We start from the raw sequence: 19,143 nt of genomic DNA on the forward strand, positions 1-19,143 counted from the left end.
ATGGTGGATTTTAAAGGGAAAATTGCTGGTGCGATCGCACTTGCTGTATTGGCCAGCGGTGCTGCTCAGGCTGAAGGAAAGCTTCGTCTGGGTATGACGCCAGAGCCTTATATGCCTTTCACGCAGGTCAATGCGGCTGGTGAATGGGAAGGGCTGGAAGCAGACCTTTCACGCGCTTTGTGCGAAAAGCTCGCAGACAAGTGCGAATTCAAGTCGATGGCATGGGACGGTCTCATTCCGTCGCTCACCGAAAACAAGGTCGATTTCATCATCGGTGCTTTCTCCGTGACTGATGAACGCCGTAAGGTCGTCGATTTCAGCACGCCGTACTACACTGAAGGTACGGTCGTCGCTGGCGCCAAGTCGGATACAGATAAGGTTGGCACTGTCGCAGCAAGCGACGGTTCCGGTGAAGTCGTTGATCAGGCAGCGCTCTCAGGCAAGATCGTCGGTGTCCAGACATCGAGTGTCCAGTCGGCTTATATGACCAAGTATCTGCCAGATGTTTCGATCAAGAGCTATGACACGGCTGATAACTCGGTTGCCGATCTGGTTGCGGGTCGCGTCGATTATGTTCTGGCACCAGATCTTTTCGTTCAGAACTTCCTGAAGACGTCGCAGGGCGAAGACTACGAGGTCAAGCTCGTGACGCCTAAGAGCGTCGTACTGGGCGAAGGCGTCGCCTATGCAGTTCGTAAGGGCGACACAGCAACGCTTGAAAAAGTCGATGCAGCCCTTGCTGAACTCGACAAGGACGGCACTCTCAAGTCGCTGGTCGACAAGTGGATTTTTGAGAAGAAGTAACTCGATCCAATGCGAACGCCGCCAGCGGCGTTCGCTCATCGAGGTGCTGTGACCTCCACATTTCACAAAATGCTTTGCGCTTTTCATAAAATGGAACGGTAGCAGACCGCAGCTCATAAGAGTTGTACCGAGCAGTCGTTCTATAAAGCGCTGGGCTTTTTTGATCGGATTAATCTGCATGGATTCTTATTGGCAACTGTTGGCCTGGGGAAGTGAGGGCTGGGGAGACGAGTTCGCGCATGGGCTTATGATGACCTTGCAGGTCTCGGCCGTAGCATTCGCAGTCTCGTTTCTTTTCGGGCTCACTGGTGCCTCCGGTAAGCTTTCGCGTAATCGCTATACAAAAGCGATCGCAGATTTTTATACGACTGTGGTTCGCGCCCTGCCTGAACTGCTCGTTATCCTGCTGTTGTATTTCTCCGTTGCGACGGGTGCCGAACACCTTCTGAAAGCAACAGGCCTTGTTGGAAACGATTTCCAGTTCAGCGCCTTCTGGGCTGCGATCATTGCACTGGCTTTCGTCAATGGTGCGTTCATGACGGAAGTGCTGCGCGCTTCCTATCTTGCCATTCCACGCGGTCAGATCGAAGCTGCTCTCTCCATCGGAATGCGCAGACGCCAGATATTCACCCGCGTCACCTTCCCGCAAATGATGCGTCATGCGGTGCCCGGCATCGGCAATCTGTGGTTATCGATCACCAAGGAAAGCGCGATCATATCGGTGTTGGGTTCGTTCCATGAACTCCTTTACACCGGCTATCGTGCAGCTGCCTCCACCAAGCAGTACATCTTCTTTTATGGCCTCACGGCATTCCTGTTTCTGGCGATCACGCTGGTCTCGGTCATTGTGATTGCGCAGCTTGAAAAGCGCCTTAGCCGGGGGCACGGATAATGGAAACGATTACAAAAATCGTTGAGTTCCTACCGCCTCTCATCAAGGCAATGCCGCTTACGCTGCTTTTGACGGCGACCGCAGGTGTTATTGGTCTCATTTTCGGTACGCTTAGCGCGCTGGCACGGCTTTCAAACAGCCGCATTCTGAAATGGCCGGCTTTTGTCTACACGTTCATTTTCCGTGGCACGCCGCTTCTGGTTCAGCTTTATCTGATCTATTACGGGCTTGGGCAGATCCTGCCGGGCACATGGGTCAGACACAGCTTCCTCTGGCCATATATGCGTGATGGTCTTTGGTATGCGGTGTTTGCGCTGAGCCTCAATCAGGGTGCTTATAATGCCGAGGTTATTCGCGGCGCTATCAAGTCGATTCCGCGCGGTCAGATTGAAGCGGCACTTTCCATCGGCATGAGCCGGTTCAAGATTTTGCGCCGCATCACCCTGCCGCTGGCCTTCCGTCATTGTATGCCGGTTCTGACCAGCGATCTGATCATCCTGCTCAAATCCACCTCGCTCGCTTCCACAATCACGATCATGGAAGTGATGGGAACCGCACGCGCATTACAGCGCAGTTCCTTGTCGATCTTTGAGCCGCTGATCGCGGCAGGCATTCTCTATTTCACAGTTGTGTTCATCCTCACCCGGATCATGAACGGGGTCGAACGGCGCATGAGTGGCTCACGCGCCTCGATGGTCTGATCTGTTTCAGGAGCAATTCAAAATGACTTCCATGGCACTGGCCGTCAAAAATATTCACAAGAGCTTCGCAGGCGTCGAAGTTCTCAAAGGCATCTCCTTTGAAGCGAAGAAAGGCGATGTCATATCGCTGATCGGCAGCAGTGGTTCTGGGAAGAGTACATTGCTGCGCTGCATCAACTATCTGGAAACACCGGATGAAGGCGAGATCGCGGTTGCGGGTGAAGTGATCCGCACCAAGATCGGGCGCGATGGAAAATCGCATGCCGCCGACCCGCGTCAGCTTGAACATATCCGCACTCGTCTCGGCATGGTTTTTCAGAGCTTCAATCTCTGGTCTCATCGCACCATCCTTGAGAATATCATCGAAGGACCGATCCATGTTCTGGGCATGTCGAAGGCGGAGGCGCTGGCCGAGGCCGAAGTTCTGATGGAAAAGGTGGGCATCACGCCTAAGCGCGATCAGTATCCGAGCCAGCTTTCCGGTGGTCAGCAGCAACGTGCCGCGATAGCGCGCGCGCTCGCAATGAAGCCTGAAGTGATGCTGTTCGACGAACCGACTTCCGCACTTGATCCAGAGCTTGTGACGGAAGTGCTGCAGGTTATCAAAAAGCTTGCCAAAGAAGGCCGGACAATGGTGATGGTGACGCATGAAATGGCGCTGGCACGCGAAATTTCGAGCGAAGTCATCTTTCTGCATCAGGGACTGGTTGAAGAGCGCGGTTCGCCTGATATCGTGATGCGCAATCCGCAGTCACCGCGTTTGCGCCAGTTCCTGCATATGAGTTGAGGGGGAGATCATGACGGACAATAAACTGAGTGCATTCGGCGATGAACTGAAAGCTATCCGCAGACATCTGCATAGTATTCCGGAGCTGGGCCTGGAGGAAGTTGAGACTTCCGATTATATCGCCTCGACGCTCGAAAAATGGGGCTATGAGTTAAGTCGTGGCCTTGCGAAGACTGGCATCGTTGCCTCTTTGCGCCGTGGCAATTCAAACCGTTCCATCGGTTTCCGCGCTGATTTTGATGCGCTGCCAATTCTGGAAGAAACTGGCCTGCCTTATGCGAGCAGGAACGCAGGCAAGATGCATGCGTGTGGCCATGATGGCCATACGGCAATGCTGCTGGGTGCTGCGTGGTCGCTTGCGCAGGATCAGGATTTTTCGGGAACCGTTCATTTCATCTTCCAGCCTGCCGAAGAAAACTTCGGTGGTGCGCAGATCATGATTGAGGAAGGGCTGTTCGAGCGCTTTCCTTGCGATCAGGTTTTTGCCCTGCATAACTGGCCGGGTCTTCAAGCTGGCAAGTTTGCCTCGAAGGCCGGTCCGATTGCGGCGTCCATCGATGCTCTGACGCTGACGGTCAAGGGCAGCGGCGGGCACGGGGCAGAACCGGAAAAAACCGTTGATCCGATCATTGTGGCCTCAAGCATCGTGATGGCTTTGCAAACAATCGTCGCCCGTAATGTTTCGCCGCATCAGGCAAGTGTCATCACAGTTGGCGCATTTAATTCCGGTGCAGTGTGCAACGTTATTCCCGATACGGCCAAGCTTGAAATCTCGATGCGTGCGACGGATCCGGCTATCCGCAAAACTTTGCGCGATAAGGTCGAGCAGGTGGCAAAGATGCAGGCGGCAAGCTATGGTGCTGATGTCAGTTTCGATTGGATGACCGGCTACCCGGCAACCATCAATGATGCGGCCGCATTCGAGCAGGCGAAGGCCACGGTGACGCAGCATTATGGCCAAGATGCTTTTGAAGAACTGGATAAGCCATTCATGGGCAGCGAAGACTTTTCCTTCATGCTGGAAAAGACTGCTGGTGCCTATCTCCTGATCGGAAATGGCGAAAGCTCCGGCTTGCATACGTCGAAGTATAATTTCAATGATGAAATACTGGAGCGCGGCGTATCCTTCTTCCATAATCTGGCTAAGGACAGCCTGAAGGTCTAGATTTCAATGAGAGGCGCGGGTTTCTTGCGCCTCTTTTCCGAAAACCGCTTCACACTTTTCGGGATGCGGTTTGGTTTCAGAGGGAAATGCGCTTCAAATCCTTGTCGAGAGCGAGAAGCTCGGGCAGGGGCGTTCCAGAGCCAAGGTTTGGTGCAGCGCGTCCCATCACATCGGCGGGCACGACGCAAGCCGCGCGGATGGCCTCTTCAAGCGGCACACCGACTTGCTGAACCAGATTGGCAAGACAGCCAACCATATCGATATGGGCGCCTGCAAGAGAACCGGCTGCATTGACGAGTGCGCCATCGCGCACTTCGATTTGTTCGCCGTAAAGCTCGAAATGATCCGGCCCCCCAATTGTGGACATGGCGTCAGATACAAGGAACATGTGGTCACGCTTTGGCCGTGCACGCCATGCAATGCCGACCATTTCCCATGTCACATGATGTCCGTCGACAATGATGCCGATGAAAGCGTCGCTGCCAATTGCAGTGCCAACCACGCCCGGCTCACGCGAGGTCATTGGCGGCATGGCATTGTAGAGATGGGTAAAGCAGCTGATGCCGGCTTCAAGCCCTGCTTTTGCCTCAGCGGTCGTGCCATTGGTATGGCCTGCCGAAACGACTACACCCATATCGACGATCTGGCGAATGGTGTCGCTTGGCACCATTTCGGGCGCAAGCGTGAGCATCACCGGCACATCGGCCTTGCGCAGAATTTTCAACGCTTCAAGCGTGGATGCATCCATAGGGCGGATGAATTCGACCCGATGCGTGCCCTTGCGGACAGGATTCAAATGCGGGCCTTCGATATGCAGGCCGAAGAAGCCGTCCATTTCCTTGCATTCGACGGCGGCATGAGCCGCCTGAATGATACGCTCCGGTTCACAGGTGATCAGCGTCGGAAGTACCCAGCCGGTGCCGCGTTTGCGCAGCGTCGTAATGATATGCGCAATGCCTTTCGCGCTGGTGTCCGAATTCAGCATGACGCCGCCCGCACCATTGACCTGCAAATCAATGCAGGCAGGCATCAGGACATGTGGCGTCAAGTCCGGGGTCTCATTCGATTTGCGCGGACGCAGGCGGTGGATAGCCGCAGTGCCGATCTCGGCCACGAGACCAGTCTGAAGCTGTCCGTTCAGAAACACATAATCGGGGGCGACAAGACGGTTCATTGGCGTGCTCCTGCCTTGTTGAGGGCGTAAAGCGCAACGCCGCGTGCACCCGAACTGTCGCCGAAACGTGCAGTCCTGATGGCGGGTATGCGGGTTGGACCAAGCTTTTGCTTTTCGAATGCTTTCGATACGCGTTCGGAGACGCCATCCATGTTGGAAAGACCGCCACCAAGCACAATGCAATCGGGGTCGACAACCATCTGCATGGTCAGAAGCGATTCCGCCATCAGTTCGGCCCAGTCATCGAGAACCTGTTCTGCCGCAGCGTCCCCGTTAGATGCACGCAGTGTCAGTTCCTGATTGGAAATTGTCTCGCCAAGTTTGATCTTTGCAATATCGGCAAGACCTGTGCCGGAAACGTAGCGCTCCATGCAGCCCGTCTTGCCGCAACCGCAAGGGATCAAGGGCAGGTTCTGCTGGCTTAAAATACGTGCTGGCATGCCCGTATGACCGATTTCCAGTGCCAGGCCATTATAGCGCGGCGGAATATCGCCATTAATCACAAGTCCAGCACCCATGCCGGTGCCGACAATGAGACCAATCACAACGTCGCCGCCTTCGCCTGCGCCGCCATGCACTTCCGAATAAGCGAAAGCCATACAGTCGTTCATCAGCGGGAAGCTGCGTCCAAAGCGCGCCAAGAGTGCTGCACCCACATCACGACCGGTGATCGGAATATTGGAGGCAAAGCCGTGGCCAGTGGCTGGATCGATCCAGCCGGGCAGGCTTATACCAACAGGCAGTTTCGGATTGTCTGCAGTTTCGATCAGCCATTCAATCTGCGTCGAAAGCCCATCGATAAAGGCTTCAAAATCGCCGATAGGTGTCGGAATCCGTCGCGTCCGAACGGTTTCCATATTCGCGTCGAACAGGCGGCCCTCAATTTTGGTGCCGCCCAGATCAATGGCGCCGCAGATCATGCTGACCTCATGCTTCATGCTTTAAAGGGGTAAATCTTAACCCCGGAAACGACACGTGTCAGGTTGCCTTGATCGATAAATGGATTGTCGATGTTGAGATCGAGTTCCGCTGACCAGCGGGCAGACCAGATTTGCGCCAAAAGCACATAAAGCACAGCATCCCAACGGCTGTCACCCCGATGATTGGCACCAGTCAGCTCAAGCGGCAGGTCACAGCCTTCACCGCCAACAGTTGTAACCGTTGTGAGCGGGAACTGCTGAGCGATTTCATGCGCGATATCGAGATCGTAGCGTGCGGTATGCTGATCCGGATGGATGAAGACCACGACGCGAGTGTTGCCAACGACTGAAGCCTTCGGGCCGTGACGGAAGCCAAGCGTGCTGTCCCAATTGGTCATGACCTGCCCTGCGGTCAGCTCCAGCACCTTGAGCGCGCTTTCACGTGCGACGCCGGTCAGTGCACCCGAACCAAGGAAAATGGCCCGTTCAGGATGCGGTGCGGGAGTTGCGTCAAGCTGGGCGATTGCCTTTGCAGCTGCAGCCGAAAGGTGGCCAAGTTTTGCGCTCACATCAGCCGTATCGTCGATGCAGGCGAGCGCCGACAGAAGCATGGTGGTATAACTCGAAGTCATAGCAAAGGCACGATCATGGGTTGCTTCAGGCAACACAATGACACGTTGTTCACCCGGACCTTTTGCCGGACGGACGGCCAATGCGCTTTCACCATTGCAGGTGATGTTGAGGCGATGGACTTTAGGGAAATGCTCATCCAGCAGGTCAAGCGTTGCGATGGTTTCCGAGCTGTTGCCGCTACGGCCAAACTGCACGACGAGGAGTTCTGCATCGTCGGAAAGCGTTTCAGACGGATTGGAAACGATATCGGTGGTCGCAATAGCTGCCAGTGAAATTGCGCCAGTCTTTGCCGAGGCCAAGGCCTGACCGATAAAGGCCGACGTGCCTGCACCACTGAACACGATATGTTTGATGCCCTTGGCGGCGATCCATTCACGGATTTCAGCCGACTGCGCGGCAAGCGGCTCTGCCCATGCCTGCCAGATACCCGGCTGCGCATGAATTTCCTGCCAGGTGTGGCTTGTTTCCAGCTTAGTCATTAACGCCGTCCTCTTGAGTACTGATGACACGCACGCCACGTTCGCGGATGCGGTTGGCTATTTCATGGTTCGGCTCAAGATCGGTCACGATTGCTGAGATCCGATCCATTGCGCAAATACGATGCAGTCGTGGTTTGCTGAATTTGGTCTTGTCGGCCAGCACAATAACGCGGCCCGAAGCCTCAATCATTGCACGGTTCTGATGGGCTTCGTCTTCAAGAAATGTGCTGACGCCGGTTTCCGGATCGACACTGTCGGCACCCATGACGAAAGTGTCGAAACGCATTTCAGAGAGAGCTGCATCAACCAGTCGTCCGGTCACGGACATGGTTTCGCGGCGAATGCTGCCACCGGTCAGCATCACCTGATGCTGCTTGTGGCTGAGCACAGTTTGCGCGACATCAAGACTGCGGGTCATGATGACAAGCGGCGCAAGATTGCCAAGATGCGCTGCAAGACGTTCAGCGCTGGAACCATTGTCAAAGAGTACAGACGTATCGCCTTCAAGCAGGTGAACTGCCTTACGCCCGATCATATCCTTGGCGTCGAAGTTAACCGCGCGTCGATCAACCGGATTGGATTCAACGCCAAATGGTGTGAGGGCAGGTTTTTGGGCAAGCGACAAAGCGAGATCGATACGAAAATCGGCAAGACCGGCATAGCCAAAGCGCTGACAGAAACGGATAAGGGTCGGCTCCGACGTGCCGAGCTGGTTGCACAACTCGCGCGCCGTGGAGCGGATAAAGCCGACCGGATCAGTTTCGATCAACCGGCATATGCCGCGCAGCTTCGGAGTGAGGTCCGGTGCCGCAGCCTGCACAGTCTGATAGAGATCCTCGGTCGGTTGCAACTCATACCCTTCCCAAAACGTGTTCCCAGTTTTGGGTGACATGCTTCTGCGCCAGTTTTTTATTTGAAAGAATTTTTTACTTCAACACAAATATTGCGTTCCAAATGTCTATTTAAACGTAAATTTTGTTAGCTGCGCTGAAGTGTTGCGCGCAATTCTGCGACTTTGCCCGCGGCTGTTCGGGTGGCACCGGGAGCGGCGAAGCCGAAATGCAACAATGTCGGATCGGCAGTCAGCGGTGCACTACATGACGCGTGGATTTCGGTGATATCTGGCAGGGCCGCAAGGATTGTGGGTAGCGTGTCGATATTAACGCCAGAGCCTGGCATGATGACGATCTCGTCTCCGGCTACTTTTTGCATCGTCGCCAATCTTTCCAGACCGGATATGGCTTTTTGTGCACCACCGGAAGAGAGAATGCGGCTAATGCCAAGTCGTTTGGCAATTTGCACCGCTTCCACGGCATCTGGTGTCAGATCGATTGAGCGGTGTAGCGCGATATCAAGGCCATCCGCTGCTTTGACCAGTCGTTGGAGCGCAGATTGGTCGAGTCTGCCATCGGGCAGATTGGCGCCAATCACCACACCGGCGAGGCCAAGGGTGCGTGCTGCCGCAATCTCGGCTTCCATGATCTCCAATTCAACTTCGGTCCAGATGAAGCTTCCCGCGCGTGGGCGTATCATCACCATGATCGGAATAGGAGCTTTTGCGGAGAGCTGCATGAGGCCAATGGATGGCGTCAGTCCGCCAATGGCAAGTGCCGAGCAGAGCTCGATACGATCAGCGCCGCCTTCGATTGCGGCGGCCAAGCCTTCCGCATCATCGACACAGACTTCCAGCAATATTCTATTCAAGCACATTCTCACTTTGTCAGTTTGTTTGTGCTCGACCTTAGTCAGAACCGCCACACCAGCCAAGCCTGTAATCGCTCGCATGGTGGTTACAGTTATGACTGAACTACTCTATAGCATGTCGCCCAAAAGTGGGAACCGGTTTTGGGATAAAGACATGCTTGAAAACAAAGACTTAAAGCGTGTCACATGGATATGATAAAATGCGACACGCTTTAGCCGAAGTTGCGCTTGTCTGACGGATAGCTGTAATAAAGTGGAAAAATCAGCCCATAAGGAATGATAGCGATTTCCGTTGCAGGTTCTCGTTCGGGGCCTTTATAGGCCCCGGACCGGTTTTGTCGTCTGGCTTGGCTTTCACTGGACAGGGCAACAATAATCGATCCCCAGACAATGAAGGGAAGCAAGGCTATCGCGATATAAACATAGCTTGTGTAATCCATCCCACCATGATGACCCGGCTTATTTGGCTGAACAAGAAATCCGCTTCTCAAAGGCAGATCGTTTTTAGCTTTGTTTTCTCAAATCTTCTGCTGGCAGCTATTCAGCGGCAACCATGGCAACGCCCGCGTCGATCGTGAAATGGGTTGGACGCAGCGAGAGATAGCCATTGCGGATTTCAAGAACATGCGAATAGACGCTTTCGCCGTTTTCCAGTGTCGGCAGCTTTTCTTCATGCATGATGCTGATGACGATGGCGTCGGGGCAACGTGTCTTGAGTGCGGTGTGAAAACGCAGTTTTGATGCAGGGTCAAGCGCGCCTGTAGCTTCATCAAGATAGATGATTGCAGGCTTGTGCAGCAGGATGCGCGCCAGCACCAGCTTCTGCTTCTGTCCGCCTGAAAGCACCATGTCCCATGGAGAGCCGTCGGCATCTGGATCGTTCATGCGTTCGATAAATTCGCCAAGCCCTGCTTCATGGAGAACCACAGCGATAGACAGATCGTTGAAGTCGTTCGCGTCATCCGGGAGGCAGACAAGCTGCTTGAGCGACACGGACGGAAACTTGGCTTCCTGCGGCGCATAAACCGACTTAGCCTTCTGCGGATAGATGATATCGCCAGTGCCATAAGCCCAAAGCCCGTTGAGCGCCTTGATGAAAGAGGTTTTACCTGAACCGGATTCACCGCGCATATAGACCCAGTCACCGCTGCGGATATTGATCACACCGGAACGCAGGAAAGGTGCTTCACTGTCAGGTCCCTGCATCAGCGTGAGGTTGCGAACAGAAAGACCAAAACGAGGATGCTGCTTGGAGAAGGTGAAGCGGTTGACGCCAGAACTTGCGTAAAACTCGCTCGGTTCCTGAACATTGTCGATAGCTTGCGCAAGACCTGTAACGCGACCGGCATTGGCGCGCAGATTGGCAATCGCTGGCATGACCTGAATGAACCACGAGCAGTCATTGATCATGGCGGCTACAAGCTCAGCGCCTGTAACATAATTGCGGAAGCTGACAGCGCCGCTCATATAGGGCACGAGGCCCGGAATATAAGCGATGATCCGGTTCGACATGAAGCCATAGGCCTGTGAGAAGGCGAGATAGGCGGCATCGAAACGATTGAGCTTGTTCCATGTGCCATCAACATCCTTGTAAAGACGCTTGTTGACGGAACGCTGCACAGCTTCGCCTTCAGAAGCCGAAATCTGGAAGCTGCGACGCAGAAGTGTCGTCCACTCACCACGATAGGAGCCTTCTGCTTTCTGCATGCCGAGGTTGAGGCGTTCAAGCTGACGGCCGATCTTGATCGCGATCAGCGTGCCAATCGGTACATAAATAATGATTGCCGTGAAGGCGAGAATGGCACCGCCATAGGAGCCAAGGAATTCCAACCCGGTTACTTCGGTGGAGATTTCGAGCAGCTTCTGCCCGACAAAAAATGCGGAAAGCACCACGCCGACAACACCCATGACAAGGCCAATGGCCCCGCCCGTCATGCCTTTGATGGATTCCTGCAAACGCTGGTCGACATTGTCGGGAAGGTTTGCGCCTTTCCCCTGCTGCAGATGAAAATGCGTGTGATTGCTATCAAGCAGAGCGCTGGAGAAGCTGTCGTTAAGCCACTTGCGCCATTTGCGATGCAATGTCGTGGACAGGAGGTGCCGAAAGCCGACCAGCATCACATCCTTGGCCAGCATCAGCAGGATCAAAATGCCTGCATTCATGGCAATCGCCATCAGCGGATTTTGAACCGGTGCACTTTTGACATTGACGATTGAGTTCATCAGCAAGCCGGAGGCTTCGGCCACCCAAACGGTGGTCTTGCTGATAAAGGCTGTGAAGATGAAGATGGCAATCGTGAGGCTCCAGGCTTCCTTCCAGCGTTCGGATACCCAGTAGGCGCGCATAAGGCCCCAGAAAGATGTCATCTGGGACACGGCAGAGCTGTTCCTTGGCTGCAAGGATTGCTGATTTATCTGCCGTGTTGTTTCCAATATGCACCTCGTATCGATATGGCCTGCCACTGCGATTGTAACGCTTTGTAACAGATTGCAACAAACTGTGGTTAACGAAGTGTTAATAGTCAACACAAATGGCGATCACATTTGCAGGCGTGTTTTGAAACACATCGCAAGGAGCTGAAATCATTGTGCTAATGAGAACGACCAATTTGTGTGAAATCCGGGTTTTACGCATGGTGTTGCGTGCGGGTCACGCTCATTCTGGCGTACAATTTCGAGAATTTGCCGAAGCAGCATCTCGCAAGTCAACGCAAATCAGTATCATTTCGTGATCGGGAGCCGTCCAATAGTCAGGCTTATCGTGATATCTGACTGTCATAATCAACTATATTAAATGTGTTTGATCCCAATCAAAGAGATTGAAAGAGAGTCGGTCTAAATCTCCATCAGCGCGGTTCTTCGGGCACCATCGTGATGCCGCAGAAACCGGCCTATGGAGATGAAATTAGATGCGTAAGTTTGCTATCCCGTTCGCAGCATTCGGACTTTGCTTTGCGATGGCTGCTCCCGCTTTGGCCGAGAATATTGAGGTTCACATGCTCAATAAGGGTGCTGAAGGTGCAATGGTTTTTGAGCCTGCCTACATCAAAGCCAATCCCGGTGACACGATTACCTTCGTTCCAGTCGACAAGGGACACAATGTCGAGTCGATCAAGGACATGATCCCCGCAGCTGCGGAAAAGTTTAAAAGCAAGATCAACGAGAACTATGTTCTGTCCGTCACTGAGCCAGGTGCGTATTTCGTCAAGTGCACGCCGCATTACGCCATGGGCATGGTCGCTCTGATCGTTGTCGGTGACAATCCGGCCAATCTTGAAGAGATCGTTGCTGCCAAAAAGCCAAAGCCCGTTCAGGCGCGTCTCGAAAAGGCCATTGCCAGCGCGAAATAATGGGCTTCAAATATGCAGCGGTGCTGCATAAATCCCCCTACCGCTAGAGCGCAGATATGCTTGATCAGAATAAATTGCGCTCTGGCTGCGGTTCCATGATGAGGACGTCATGACAATAAAGGAAGGCCTGCTGGCCACCCCCGCAGCCTCAATTGCCCAAACAGCCCCCACAGCAACGCCTCCCGAACGCCGTGGCGCGATTGCCCGCGGTTACAAAAAGACCGGCCCGGCAATCTTCAGCTATGGATTTCGCCCGTTCTTTCTGGGTGGGGCAATATGGGCCGTTCTGGCCATGCTGCTCTGGATACTCTCTCTCACATTCGGCCTGTCGGTTGGCGGCGCTTATGGTGCGCTCAACTGGCACGCTCATGAGATGGTGTTTGGCTTCTCATCGGCAATTCTCGCCGGATTTCTTTTGACTGCTGTCCCCAACTGGACTGGCCGTCTGCCCGTTTCAGGAACGTCGCTTGCCCTGCTTTTCGGTGTCTGGCTTGCTGGACGACTGGTCTTTCTGGTTCCCGACTTTGTTAATCTCTATGCTGCAATCGGTATCGAAAGTCTCTTTCTGCCTTTGCTTCTGTTTATCGCCTCACGAGAAATCATTGCCGGTCATCAGTGGAAGAACCTTAAGGTCCTGATTGGCGTCTCCATTGTCATGCTGGCCAATTTTTGTTTCCACTATCTGGCGATCACGAATGGCGATATTGCCGCTGCCAATCGCGCCGGTGTCAGTGCTTATGTCTTGTTGGTGATGCTGATCGGCGGACGGATTATTCCAAGCTTCACGCGCAACTGGCTTAATCGCATGGGCGCCAAGCGCTTTCCGGTGCCGTTCAATCGCTATGATGGCTTCGCCATTCTGGTCGGTGCCATTGCATGCGTGAGCTGGATTGCTGCGCCTGAACATTCATTGACCGCTATCATCGCAATCATTGCAGCGGTCCTGCATCTTGTGCGGCTATATCGTTGGCGCGGATGGAGCGTGGCGAAAGACAAGCTCGTGCTCATCCTGCACATTGCCTATCTCTTTGTGCCTGCGGGTTTTGTCGCCATATCGCTGGCAGCACTTGAACAGCTCAACCCTTTTTCGGCGCTGCATGTCATGACGGTGGGCGTCATCGGCTGCATGATGCTGGCGGTGATGACCCGCGCAACCCGTGGTCATACGGGTCGTGAACTGGTGGCTTCGCCCACAACCCAGATTGCCTATCTCTGTCTGATCCTTTCAGCTCTGACCCGTCCTTTTGCGGAGATGATGCCGAATTTCTTCCACACTTTCCTGGCCGCTTCAGCACTCTTATGGATGCTGGCTTTCGGGCTGTATGTTCTCGAATATGCACCCATGCTGATGACGAAACGACGCCAGCGTACTGAATAATGGCTGGTGAAAATAGGCCGCTGGAGCGCATCCCGAAAAGTGGGATGCCGCTCTAGTCATTTGCTTTTACGCATTTCCGAACGCAAAAACGCTACGCACTTTTGCTGGAAATGCTCTAAACGGCCCATTCCACATCGGTGGTAAACGCAATCGTCAGCCAGCGATCAGGGCCTTCGCCGCCAAGCGCATCGCCGATTTCGTCACGCAAAGCATCCCATTCTTCGAGCTTTCTTGCGGGCTGATCGGGTGGCACGATGAAGTAGAGTTCTATCTGCTTGCCACGCCCGACCTTGGCGACATAGGCACGATAAGACTTGAAGCCGTTGCGCTCCACGACGTGCTTTGCGACCTGATCCACATGCTGCTTGAGATCGATAGGTGTCACAAGCAACATGTCCGCCAGTGCCTGTTTGATCGTCCCAATCGGCATCGGAATGATGGCGATACAGACGAGGGCCAGCACAGCAGGGTCGATATACGGCGTTATCCAATGGAACTGAGTTCCCTGAATGGCGTAGCCTATCAGGAAGGCGATGAGCAGTGCTGCGGTAATACCGCCTGACATGATCCAGGCTTTGGTATCCAGCGCAATGAAATCGGATTTGAGCTTGCGGTTGGCACGGGTTTCAAGCCAGGCCATGCCGAGGCAGGCAATAAGAGCAACGACGGCATAGAAGATCGCGTAACTGAATTCGAGATCACGACCGCCATGCATCAGACTGCCGATGGCATTGATAAGCGCATATATTGCAACGCCGGTCAGCATAATGCCATTAAGGCCCAGAACCATAGGTTCAAGATGCCAGAAACCCATGGTGAAGCGATCACGCAATTTTCCGCTTGGAGGCTTTGGTAGTGCAGACAGTGCAATTAACCGGGCAACAACAAGTGCAAGCCCGCTCATGGCAGCATCTGCAAACATGTAAACACCGTCAAAGACAATAGAAAATGAACCAGACAAAAGGCCAAAGACGACGCCAAAGCCTGCAACAAAAATAGTAACTGCTATGGATATTTGAAGAATAGATTGTTCACTACGCAATTTTTACTCCGAATTGACACGCAGTACGCGGCAATAGACGTTGGGAGGAGAAATGCGATTGCCGGACTGCGGCTGAAATCTATAGGAATCTTCTTGAAGAGGCAAATCGGCCTCGGGGTAACTTATTCAGAATGAGAGCCCCCCGGTGGTTTTCCGGGAGACTCTTTGGTGAGATTACTGCGACTGCTGGTCCTTGACGAAGGTGTGATCGGTCTCACCCCTGAAGAAGTCACGCCCATAAATGAGCAAGCAGAGAACAACTCCTGTGGCAAAGGCCCAACCTGCACCACGCGTTGCAAGAACTGCACCCGTAACGCCAGCAATGCCGAGATCGCGCTGCGAACGGGCTTCCATCACGCCGATACGTACCGAAACATAACCTTGGATGAGCAATGTCAGGGTGAGCGCCACACCGAGGATCGGCTGCACGAGCGTCACGATTGGCATCAGGAACAGGCCCGTATTGGTGCCCCAGCGGAAAGATCCAGCGCCACCGAAGATCGAGTGCATCGACTTTTTGCCCTTGGAGAAGCGTTCGCAGATGACAACCTGCATCGCAGCCCATACGGGTCCGCACATGGTAACATCGGGGCCAAGTACCGACATGCCGGTGTTACGCATACCGAAAACAAGGTGAGCGCGATTGGCATTATAATCGATCTTTTCATCTGGACGATGAAGCTGTGCTTCTCCGAGGATCGACTTGGTTTTCAGTACGTCGCCAAAGAGAACGATATAGGTTGCGAGAACCGTTGGCAGAGCCGTCAGGAACATTGACAATGGCGGCAGGCCCAGACCAAAGACCGTGTACTCGCGCCAGAGTGTTGCGAAATCCGGAGACGAAATCGTCCACTGGAATTCAGGCCATTTGGCTTCGCCAAACAGTGGAGCGATGACAACGGCGAGCAGGATACACGGCAGAATGCCGAGTTTTCCAATCAGGCCGAAAATGCCACCTTTGCGCGACAGGCGGGCGAATTGCGGTGAGAACATCAGATAGAAGCAAAGGCCGATAGAGATCGCGATGGTGAACGGGAAAATATCGAAGTTGCCGCCGATCTTGAAGACGGAAATAACTGCTGCAAAGCCTGCGCCGATAATAATGCCGGATTTAATCGCTTGTGGAATGGCGGCAATAACGCGATTGGCGATGCCTGTAGCACCGATCAATATTGACAATAGTCCCAGGGTCATCTGGAAGGAAACAAGCGCGTGGATGCGCTCCGGACCTTCGGGGAAGGTGGCGCAATAGGCCATGATGAGCGGGACGGCGGGTGTAATCCAGCCCGGAACGACAGGGTCACCGAGCAGGTGATGCGTGAGGTAGAACAGGCCGTTGAGGACGACAACGGCTAGGGCCACTTCAAAGGGCATGCCCAGCAATTCAGCCATCAGCGGAATAGCGGCCAGATCGACCGCGCACATCAGAAGGCCCTGACAATAATCAGGCCACTCGAATTTATAATGAACGAAAGGCAGACGGATTTTGAACGGTCCGGCAGGCCAATATGGCTGCTCCTGACCGTCGATGCGTTCAGTGCTCAAGATTTTACTCCGAATAGACGAAACAGGGCTCCGGAAGAGCGGCTAATCAAGCCCACTCGTCCGGGATGCTGTTTTAAAAGAGGGTGTGTGCTCAGAATGCTTCGCGATAAAGCGCCAGCGCGTCAGCTTCGGTCACATCGACAGGGTTGTTACCCAGAAGACGTGTCTGAAGCATTGCATCTCGTGCCAACATTTCGAGGCTTTCTTCGGTGACATCAACGTCGCGCAGACGGCGCGGTGCGCCGGAGCGGTTCATCAGATCTTCCATATAATCAACGAAAGCAGCCGAACGTTCCTCTGTCGTGCCGTCCGATTTGCCAAGAAGCAGGTCGGCAAGTTCTGCGTAAAGCTCAGCAGCACCCGTCATGTTGAAGCGTAGGACCGGTCCGAGCATCAGCGCGTTTGAGAGACCGTGTGGCACATGATAGTGACCGCCAAGCGGATAGGCCAGGGCATGAACCGCGCCAACCGGCGAGTTCGAGAAGGCCTGACCGGCATAGTTTGCGCCAAGCAGCATGGCTTCGCGGGCGTGACGGTCCTTGCCGTTTTCGCAGGCTGCAACCAGATTGGCTGACAGCAGCTTCAGTGCTTCGCGCGCAAAAGCGTCGGAAAGCGGGTTCTTCTTGATACGGCTGGTGTAGGCTTCAATCGCGTGAACCATGGCGTCAATGCCGGTGGCAGCCGTGTGAAGCGCTGGCAGGCCGCAGGTCAGTTCTGCATCCAGAATGACGAAATCTGCATAAAGCTGGCGGGAGACGACACCCATTTTGGTGGTTTCGCCGGTGGTCAGGATCGTGATGTTGGTCACTTCAGATCCGGTGCCAGCAGTGGTCGGGATCTGAATCAGCGGCAGGCGCGTGCCCTGCACTTTGCCAATACCATAAAGCTCGGACAGTTCCTGCTCGGAGACGATAAGCACCGCAGCAAGCTTTGCAATATCCATAGAAGAGCCGCCGCCGAGGCCCAGCACGATATCGCTGCCGGCGGCCTTGGCCTGATCAACACATTCGAACAGAACCGATTCCGGCGGATCAGCAACGACGGCATCGAAAATGCTGATGCTGAAGCCTGCGTTTTCCAGCGAAGCGAGCGCTTCTTTGAGAACGCCAGCCTTGTGCAGGCCCTTGTCGGTTACGATGAGGATTTTGCGTTCTGAGAAACGTTCGCCCAGAACTTCGCCGAGACGCTTTGCAGCCCCCCACTCGACAAGCATTGAGCCGACCGTGTCGAACGAAAATGGCTTGATACCTATAGTCATTATTTCCACCCTTATTCAAATTTCCCCAGAGCCGAGGTCTCTCATTCCTCGCCGGCACAGAGGCGCTGGGTTTCAAGCGGTCCGGCTTTCGCGTAGAGGAAAGCCAGACCGACAGTTTTCCGATGCAGCCGGTGCATCGGTCGTCTGAAGAGATGCTTGGGAGGATCTCTTCTTAATTGTTCAATATATTGAACAATGTTCAGGATTTAATAAAGCGATACAGGAAATGAAGCGCGGCTGTCAATTTATCCCTTCGACGAACATCAGGGATTTTAATCAGTTCAATTGATGTCCGGGAGATGTCGTTTCGTAGGGCATTGATTTCGTTAAGCTCTTTGTCTGTCATCTCACACGGCTTTGTGAAGGCCTGGTATGCCCACGAGCAAATTCTCGGTACTGGACGGCTTGACGAAGTGAATTGTAAGCTCGGAAACATGACCGTTCATGCGAGCAAGGGAGGGCTTCATGGAAGTTACGATCATCACAGGCGCATCCGATGGCATAGGTGCCGAAACCGCGCGCCAGATAAGCATGCGTGACGGGAACAAGGCAGCGCTGGTTCTGGCGGCGCGTAACGTCGAAAAGTTGCAAGCGCTTGCTGCAGAAATAGAGCAGTCAGGCAGTAAAGTTCTGGTTGTTCCGACCGATGTTACGGATCGCAATGCCTGTATTGCCCTCATTGAAAAAACGGCTTCTTCTTTTGGTCGAATTGATACGCTGATCGTTAATGCGGGCATGTCGGCCCATGCCAATTTTTCCGAGATCAAGCCGGAAGATTTGCAATGGATGCATGATCTGATGGAGCTCAACTATTGGGGCAGCGTCTGGCCGATCCATGCAGCACTCCCGCATCTGGCCAAAACCAAAGGCCGCATCGTGGCGGTTTCATCTGTTGCCGGATTGATTGGCGTGCCGGGACGTACAGCCTATAGCGGCACCAAATTTGCGCTTTCAGGGTTTTGTGAGGCGCTGCGTTCCGAGCTTGATCCAAGCGGTATTTCGGTGACGATTGTTTATCCGGGCGTCGTCAAAACCGACATTCGTAAGGTTGGCTATGGAGCCAGTGGGGGCGCTCTCGGGGTGAGTGGCGTTCGCGAAGACGATATGATGTCTGTTCAGCGGGCCGTCGAGCTGATGCTGGATGGAATCACCAACCGCAAACGCGAAGTGTTGATGACGCGTCAGATGCGTTTGGGGCGCTGGTTGAAACTATTGGCACCACATCTGGTGGATCGCATGGCATTGAAGGCCATAAAGCCCGACTTTCGACCCAGGCCTATCACGCCTGTGGAATAGTCGGCTACATATCCC

Annotated in this window: 18 protein-coding genes; 8 read left to right on the top strand and 10 right to left on the bottom strand. The window is 53.9% G+C overall.

Annotated elements, in window-relative coordinates:
- The 5 genes from C9380_RS18400 (at position 1) to C9380_RS18420 (ending at position 4,349) form a co-directional block, all read left to right on the top strand.
- Entirely contained in the window at positions 1–804 is an 804-nt protein-coding gene (locus tag C9380_RS18400; protein ID WP_024895595.1) for a transporter substrate-binding domain-containing protein, read from the top strand.
- A gap of 178 nt (positions 805–982) precedes the next feature.
- Positions 983–1,696, top strand: coding sequence for an ABC transporter permease (locus C9380_RS18405; RefSeq protein ID WP_024895594.1), 714 nt, complete (start codon positions 983–985; stop codon positions 1,694–1,696).
- Positions 1,696–2,397 carry an ABC transporter permease gene (locus C9380_RS18410; protein ID WP_024895593.1) on the top strand — a complete coding sequence of 234 codons (702 nt, stop codon included), beginning with the start codon at positions 1,696–1,698 and terminating at the stop codon, positions 2,395–2,397. The genes C9380_RS18405 and C9380_RS18410 overlap by 1 nt, the downstream gene beginning before the upstream one ends.
- A gap of 22 nt (positions 2,398–2,419) precedes the next feature.
- Positions 2,420–3,184, top strand: a complete 765-nt coding sequence (locus C9380_RS18415) for an ABC transporter ATP-binding protein (protein WP_100557626.1) — start codon at positions 2,420–2,422, stop codon at positions 3,182–3,184.
- A gap of 10 nt (positions 3,185–3,194) precedes the next feature.
- Positions 3,195–4,349, top strand: coding sequence for a M20 aminoacylase family protein (locus tag C9380_RS18420; RefSeq protein WP_128094236.1), 1,155 nt, complete (start codon positions 3,195–3,197; stop codon positions 4,347–4,349).
- Between the two features lie 76 nt (positions 4,350–4,425).
- Here the strand turns inward: C9380_RS18420 and nagA are convergent, their stop codons facing one another.
- From nagA to C9380_RS18455, 7 genes are all read right to left on the bottom strand, one after another.
- Complete coding sequence (gene nagA, locus C9380_RS18425; protein WP_105706581.1) at positions 4,426–5,523, bottom strand: N-acetylglucosamine-6-phosphate deacetylase; 1,098 nt, start codon at positions 5,521–5,523, stop codon at positions 4,426–4,428.
- Positions 5,520–6,443, bottom strand: a complete 924-nt coding sequence (locus C9380_RS18430; RefSeq protein ID WP_247877587.1) for an ROK family protein — start codon at positions 6,441–6,443, stop codon at positions 5,520–5,522. Before C9380_RS18430 ends, nagA begins: the two co-directional genes overlap by 4 nt.
- A gap of 14 nt (positions 6,444–6,457) precedes the next feature.
- On the bottom strand, positions 6,458–7,555 hold the full coding sequence (locus tag C9380_RS18435; protein WP_105706583.1) for an SIS domain-containing protein: 1,098 nt from the start codon (positions 7,553–7,555) through the stop codon (positions 6,458–6,460).
- Positions 7,548–8,447 carry a DeoR/GlpR family DNA-binding transcription regulator gene (locus C9380_RS18440; protein WP_247877586.1) on the bottom strand — a complete coding sequence of 300 codons (900 nt, stop codon included), beginning with the start codon at positions 8,445–8,447 and terminating at the stop codon, positions 7,548–7,550. The genes C9380_RS18435 and C9380_RS18440 overlap by 8 nt, the downstream gene beginning before the upstream one ends.
- An 86-nt stretch (positions 8,448–8,533) precedes the next feature.
- A complete protein-coding gene (locus C9380_RS18445; RefSeq protein ID WP_128094238.1) occupies positions 8,534–9,259 on the bottom strand; it encodes a copper homeostasis protein CutC in 726 nt (241 codons plus the stop codon).
- Positions 9,260–9,471: 212 nt separating this feature from the next.
- A complete protein-coding gene (locus tag C9380_RS18450) occupies positions 9,472–9,699 on the bottom strand; it encodes a hypothetical protein (RefSeq protein ID WP_100558059.1) in 228 nt (75 codons plus the stop codon).
- A gap of 97 nt (positions 9,700–9,796) precedes the next feature.
- Positions 9,797–11,635, bottom strand: coding sequence for an ABC transporter ATP-binding protein/permease (locus C9380_RS18455; RefSeq protein WP_128094239.1), 1,839 nt, complete (start codon positions 11,633–11,635; stop codon positions 9,797–9,799).
- A gap of 533 nt (positions 11,636–12,168) precedes the next feature.
- Between C9380_RS18455 and C9380_RS18460 the strand changes: the two genes are divergently transcribed.
- Together C9380_RS18460 and C9380_RS18465 are read left to right on the top strand one after the other, a co-directional pair.
- A complete protein-coding gene (locus C9380_RS18460) occupies positions 12,169–12,609 on the top strand; it encodes a pseudoazurin (RefSeq protein WP_024895584.1) in 441 nt (146 codons plus the stop codon).
- 109 nt (positions 12,610–12,718) lie between these two features.
- The gene (locus tag C9380_RS18465; RefSeq protein WP_100557633.1) at positions 12,719–13,987 is read left to right on the top strand and encodes an NnrS family protein; all 1,269 of its coding nucleotides are present in this window, start codon (positions 12,719–12,721) and stop codon (positions 13,985–13,987) included.
- Positions 13,988–14,102: 115 nt separating this feature from the next.
- On the opposite strand, the gene C9380_RS18470 is transcribed toward C9380_RS18465, so the two are convergent.
- From C9380_RS18470 to C9380_RS18480, 3 genes are all read right to left on the bottom strand, one after another.
- Positions 14,103–15,029 (bottom strand): cation diffusion facilitator family transporter, encoded by a 927-nt coding sequence (locus tag C9380_RS18470; RefSeq protein WP_128094240.1) that lies wholly within the window; start codon positions 15,027–15,029, stop codon positions 14,103–14,105.
- A 174-nt stretch (positions 15,030–15,203) separates the two neighbouring features.
- On the bottom strand, positions 15,204–16,574 hold the full coding sequence (locus C9380_RS18475) for a hypothetical protein (RefSeq protein ID WP_100557635.1): 1,371 nt from the start codon (positions 16,572–16,574) through the stop codon (positions 15,204–15,206).
- 91 nt (positions 16,575–16,665) lie between these two features.
- Positions 16,666–17,832: an iron-containing alcohol dehydrogenase gene (locus C9380_RS18480; protein WP_170289489.1), complete on the bottom strand. Its 1,167-nt coding sequence runs from the start codon at positions 17,830–17,832 to the stop codon at positions 16,666–16,668.
- Between the two features lie 465 nt (positions 17,833–18,297).
- Between C9380_RS18480 and C9380_RS18485 the strand changes: the two genes are divergently transcribed.
- Entirely contained in the window at positions 18,298–19,128 is an 831-nt protein-coding gene (locus tag C9380_RS18485) for an SDR family oxidoreductase (protein WP_100557636.1), read from the top strand.
- Positions 19,129–19,143: the final 15 nt, after the last annotated feature.

This window comes from Brucella pituitosa, assembly GCF_003049685.1.
GTDB lineage: Bacteria > Pseudomonadota > Alphaproteobacteria > Rhizobiales > Rhizobiaceae > Brucella > Brucella pituitosa.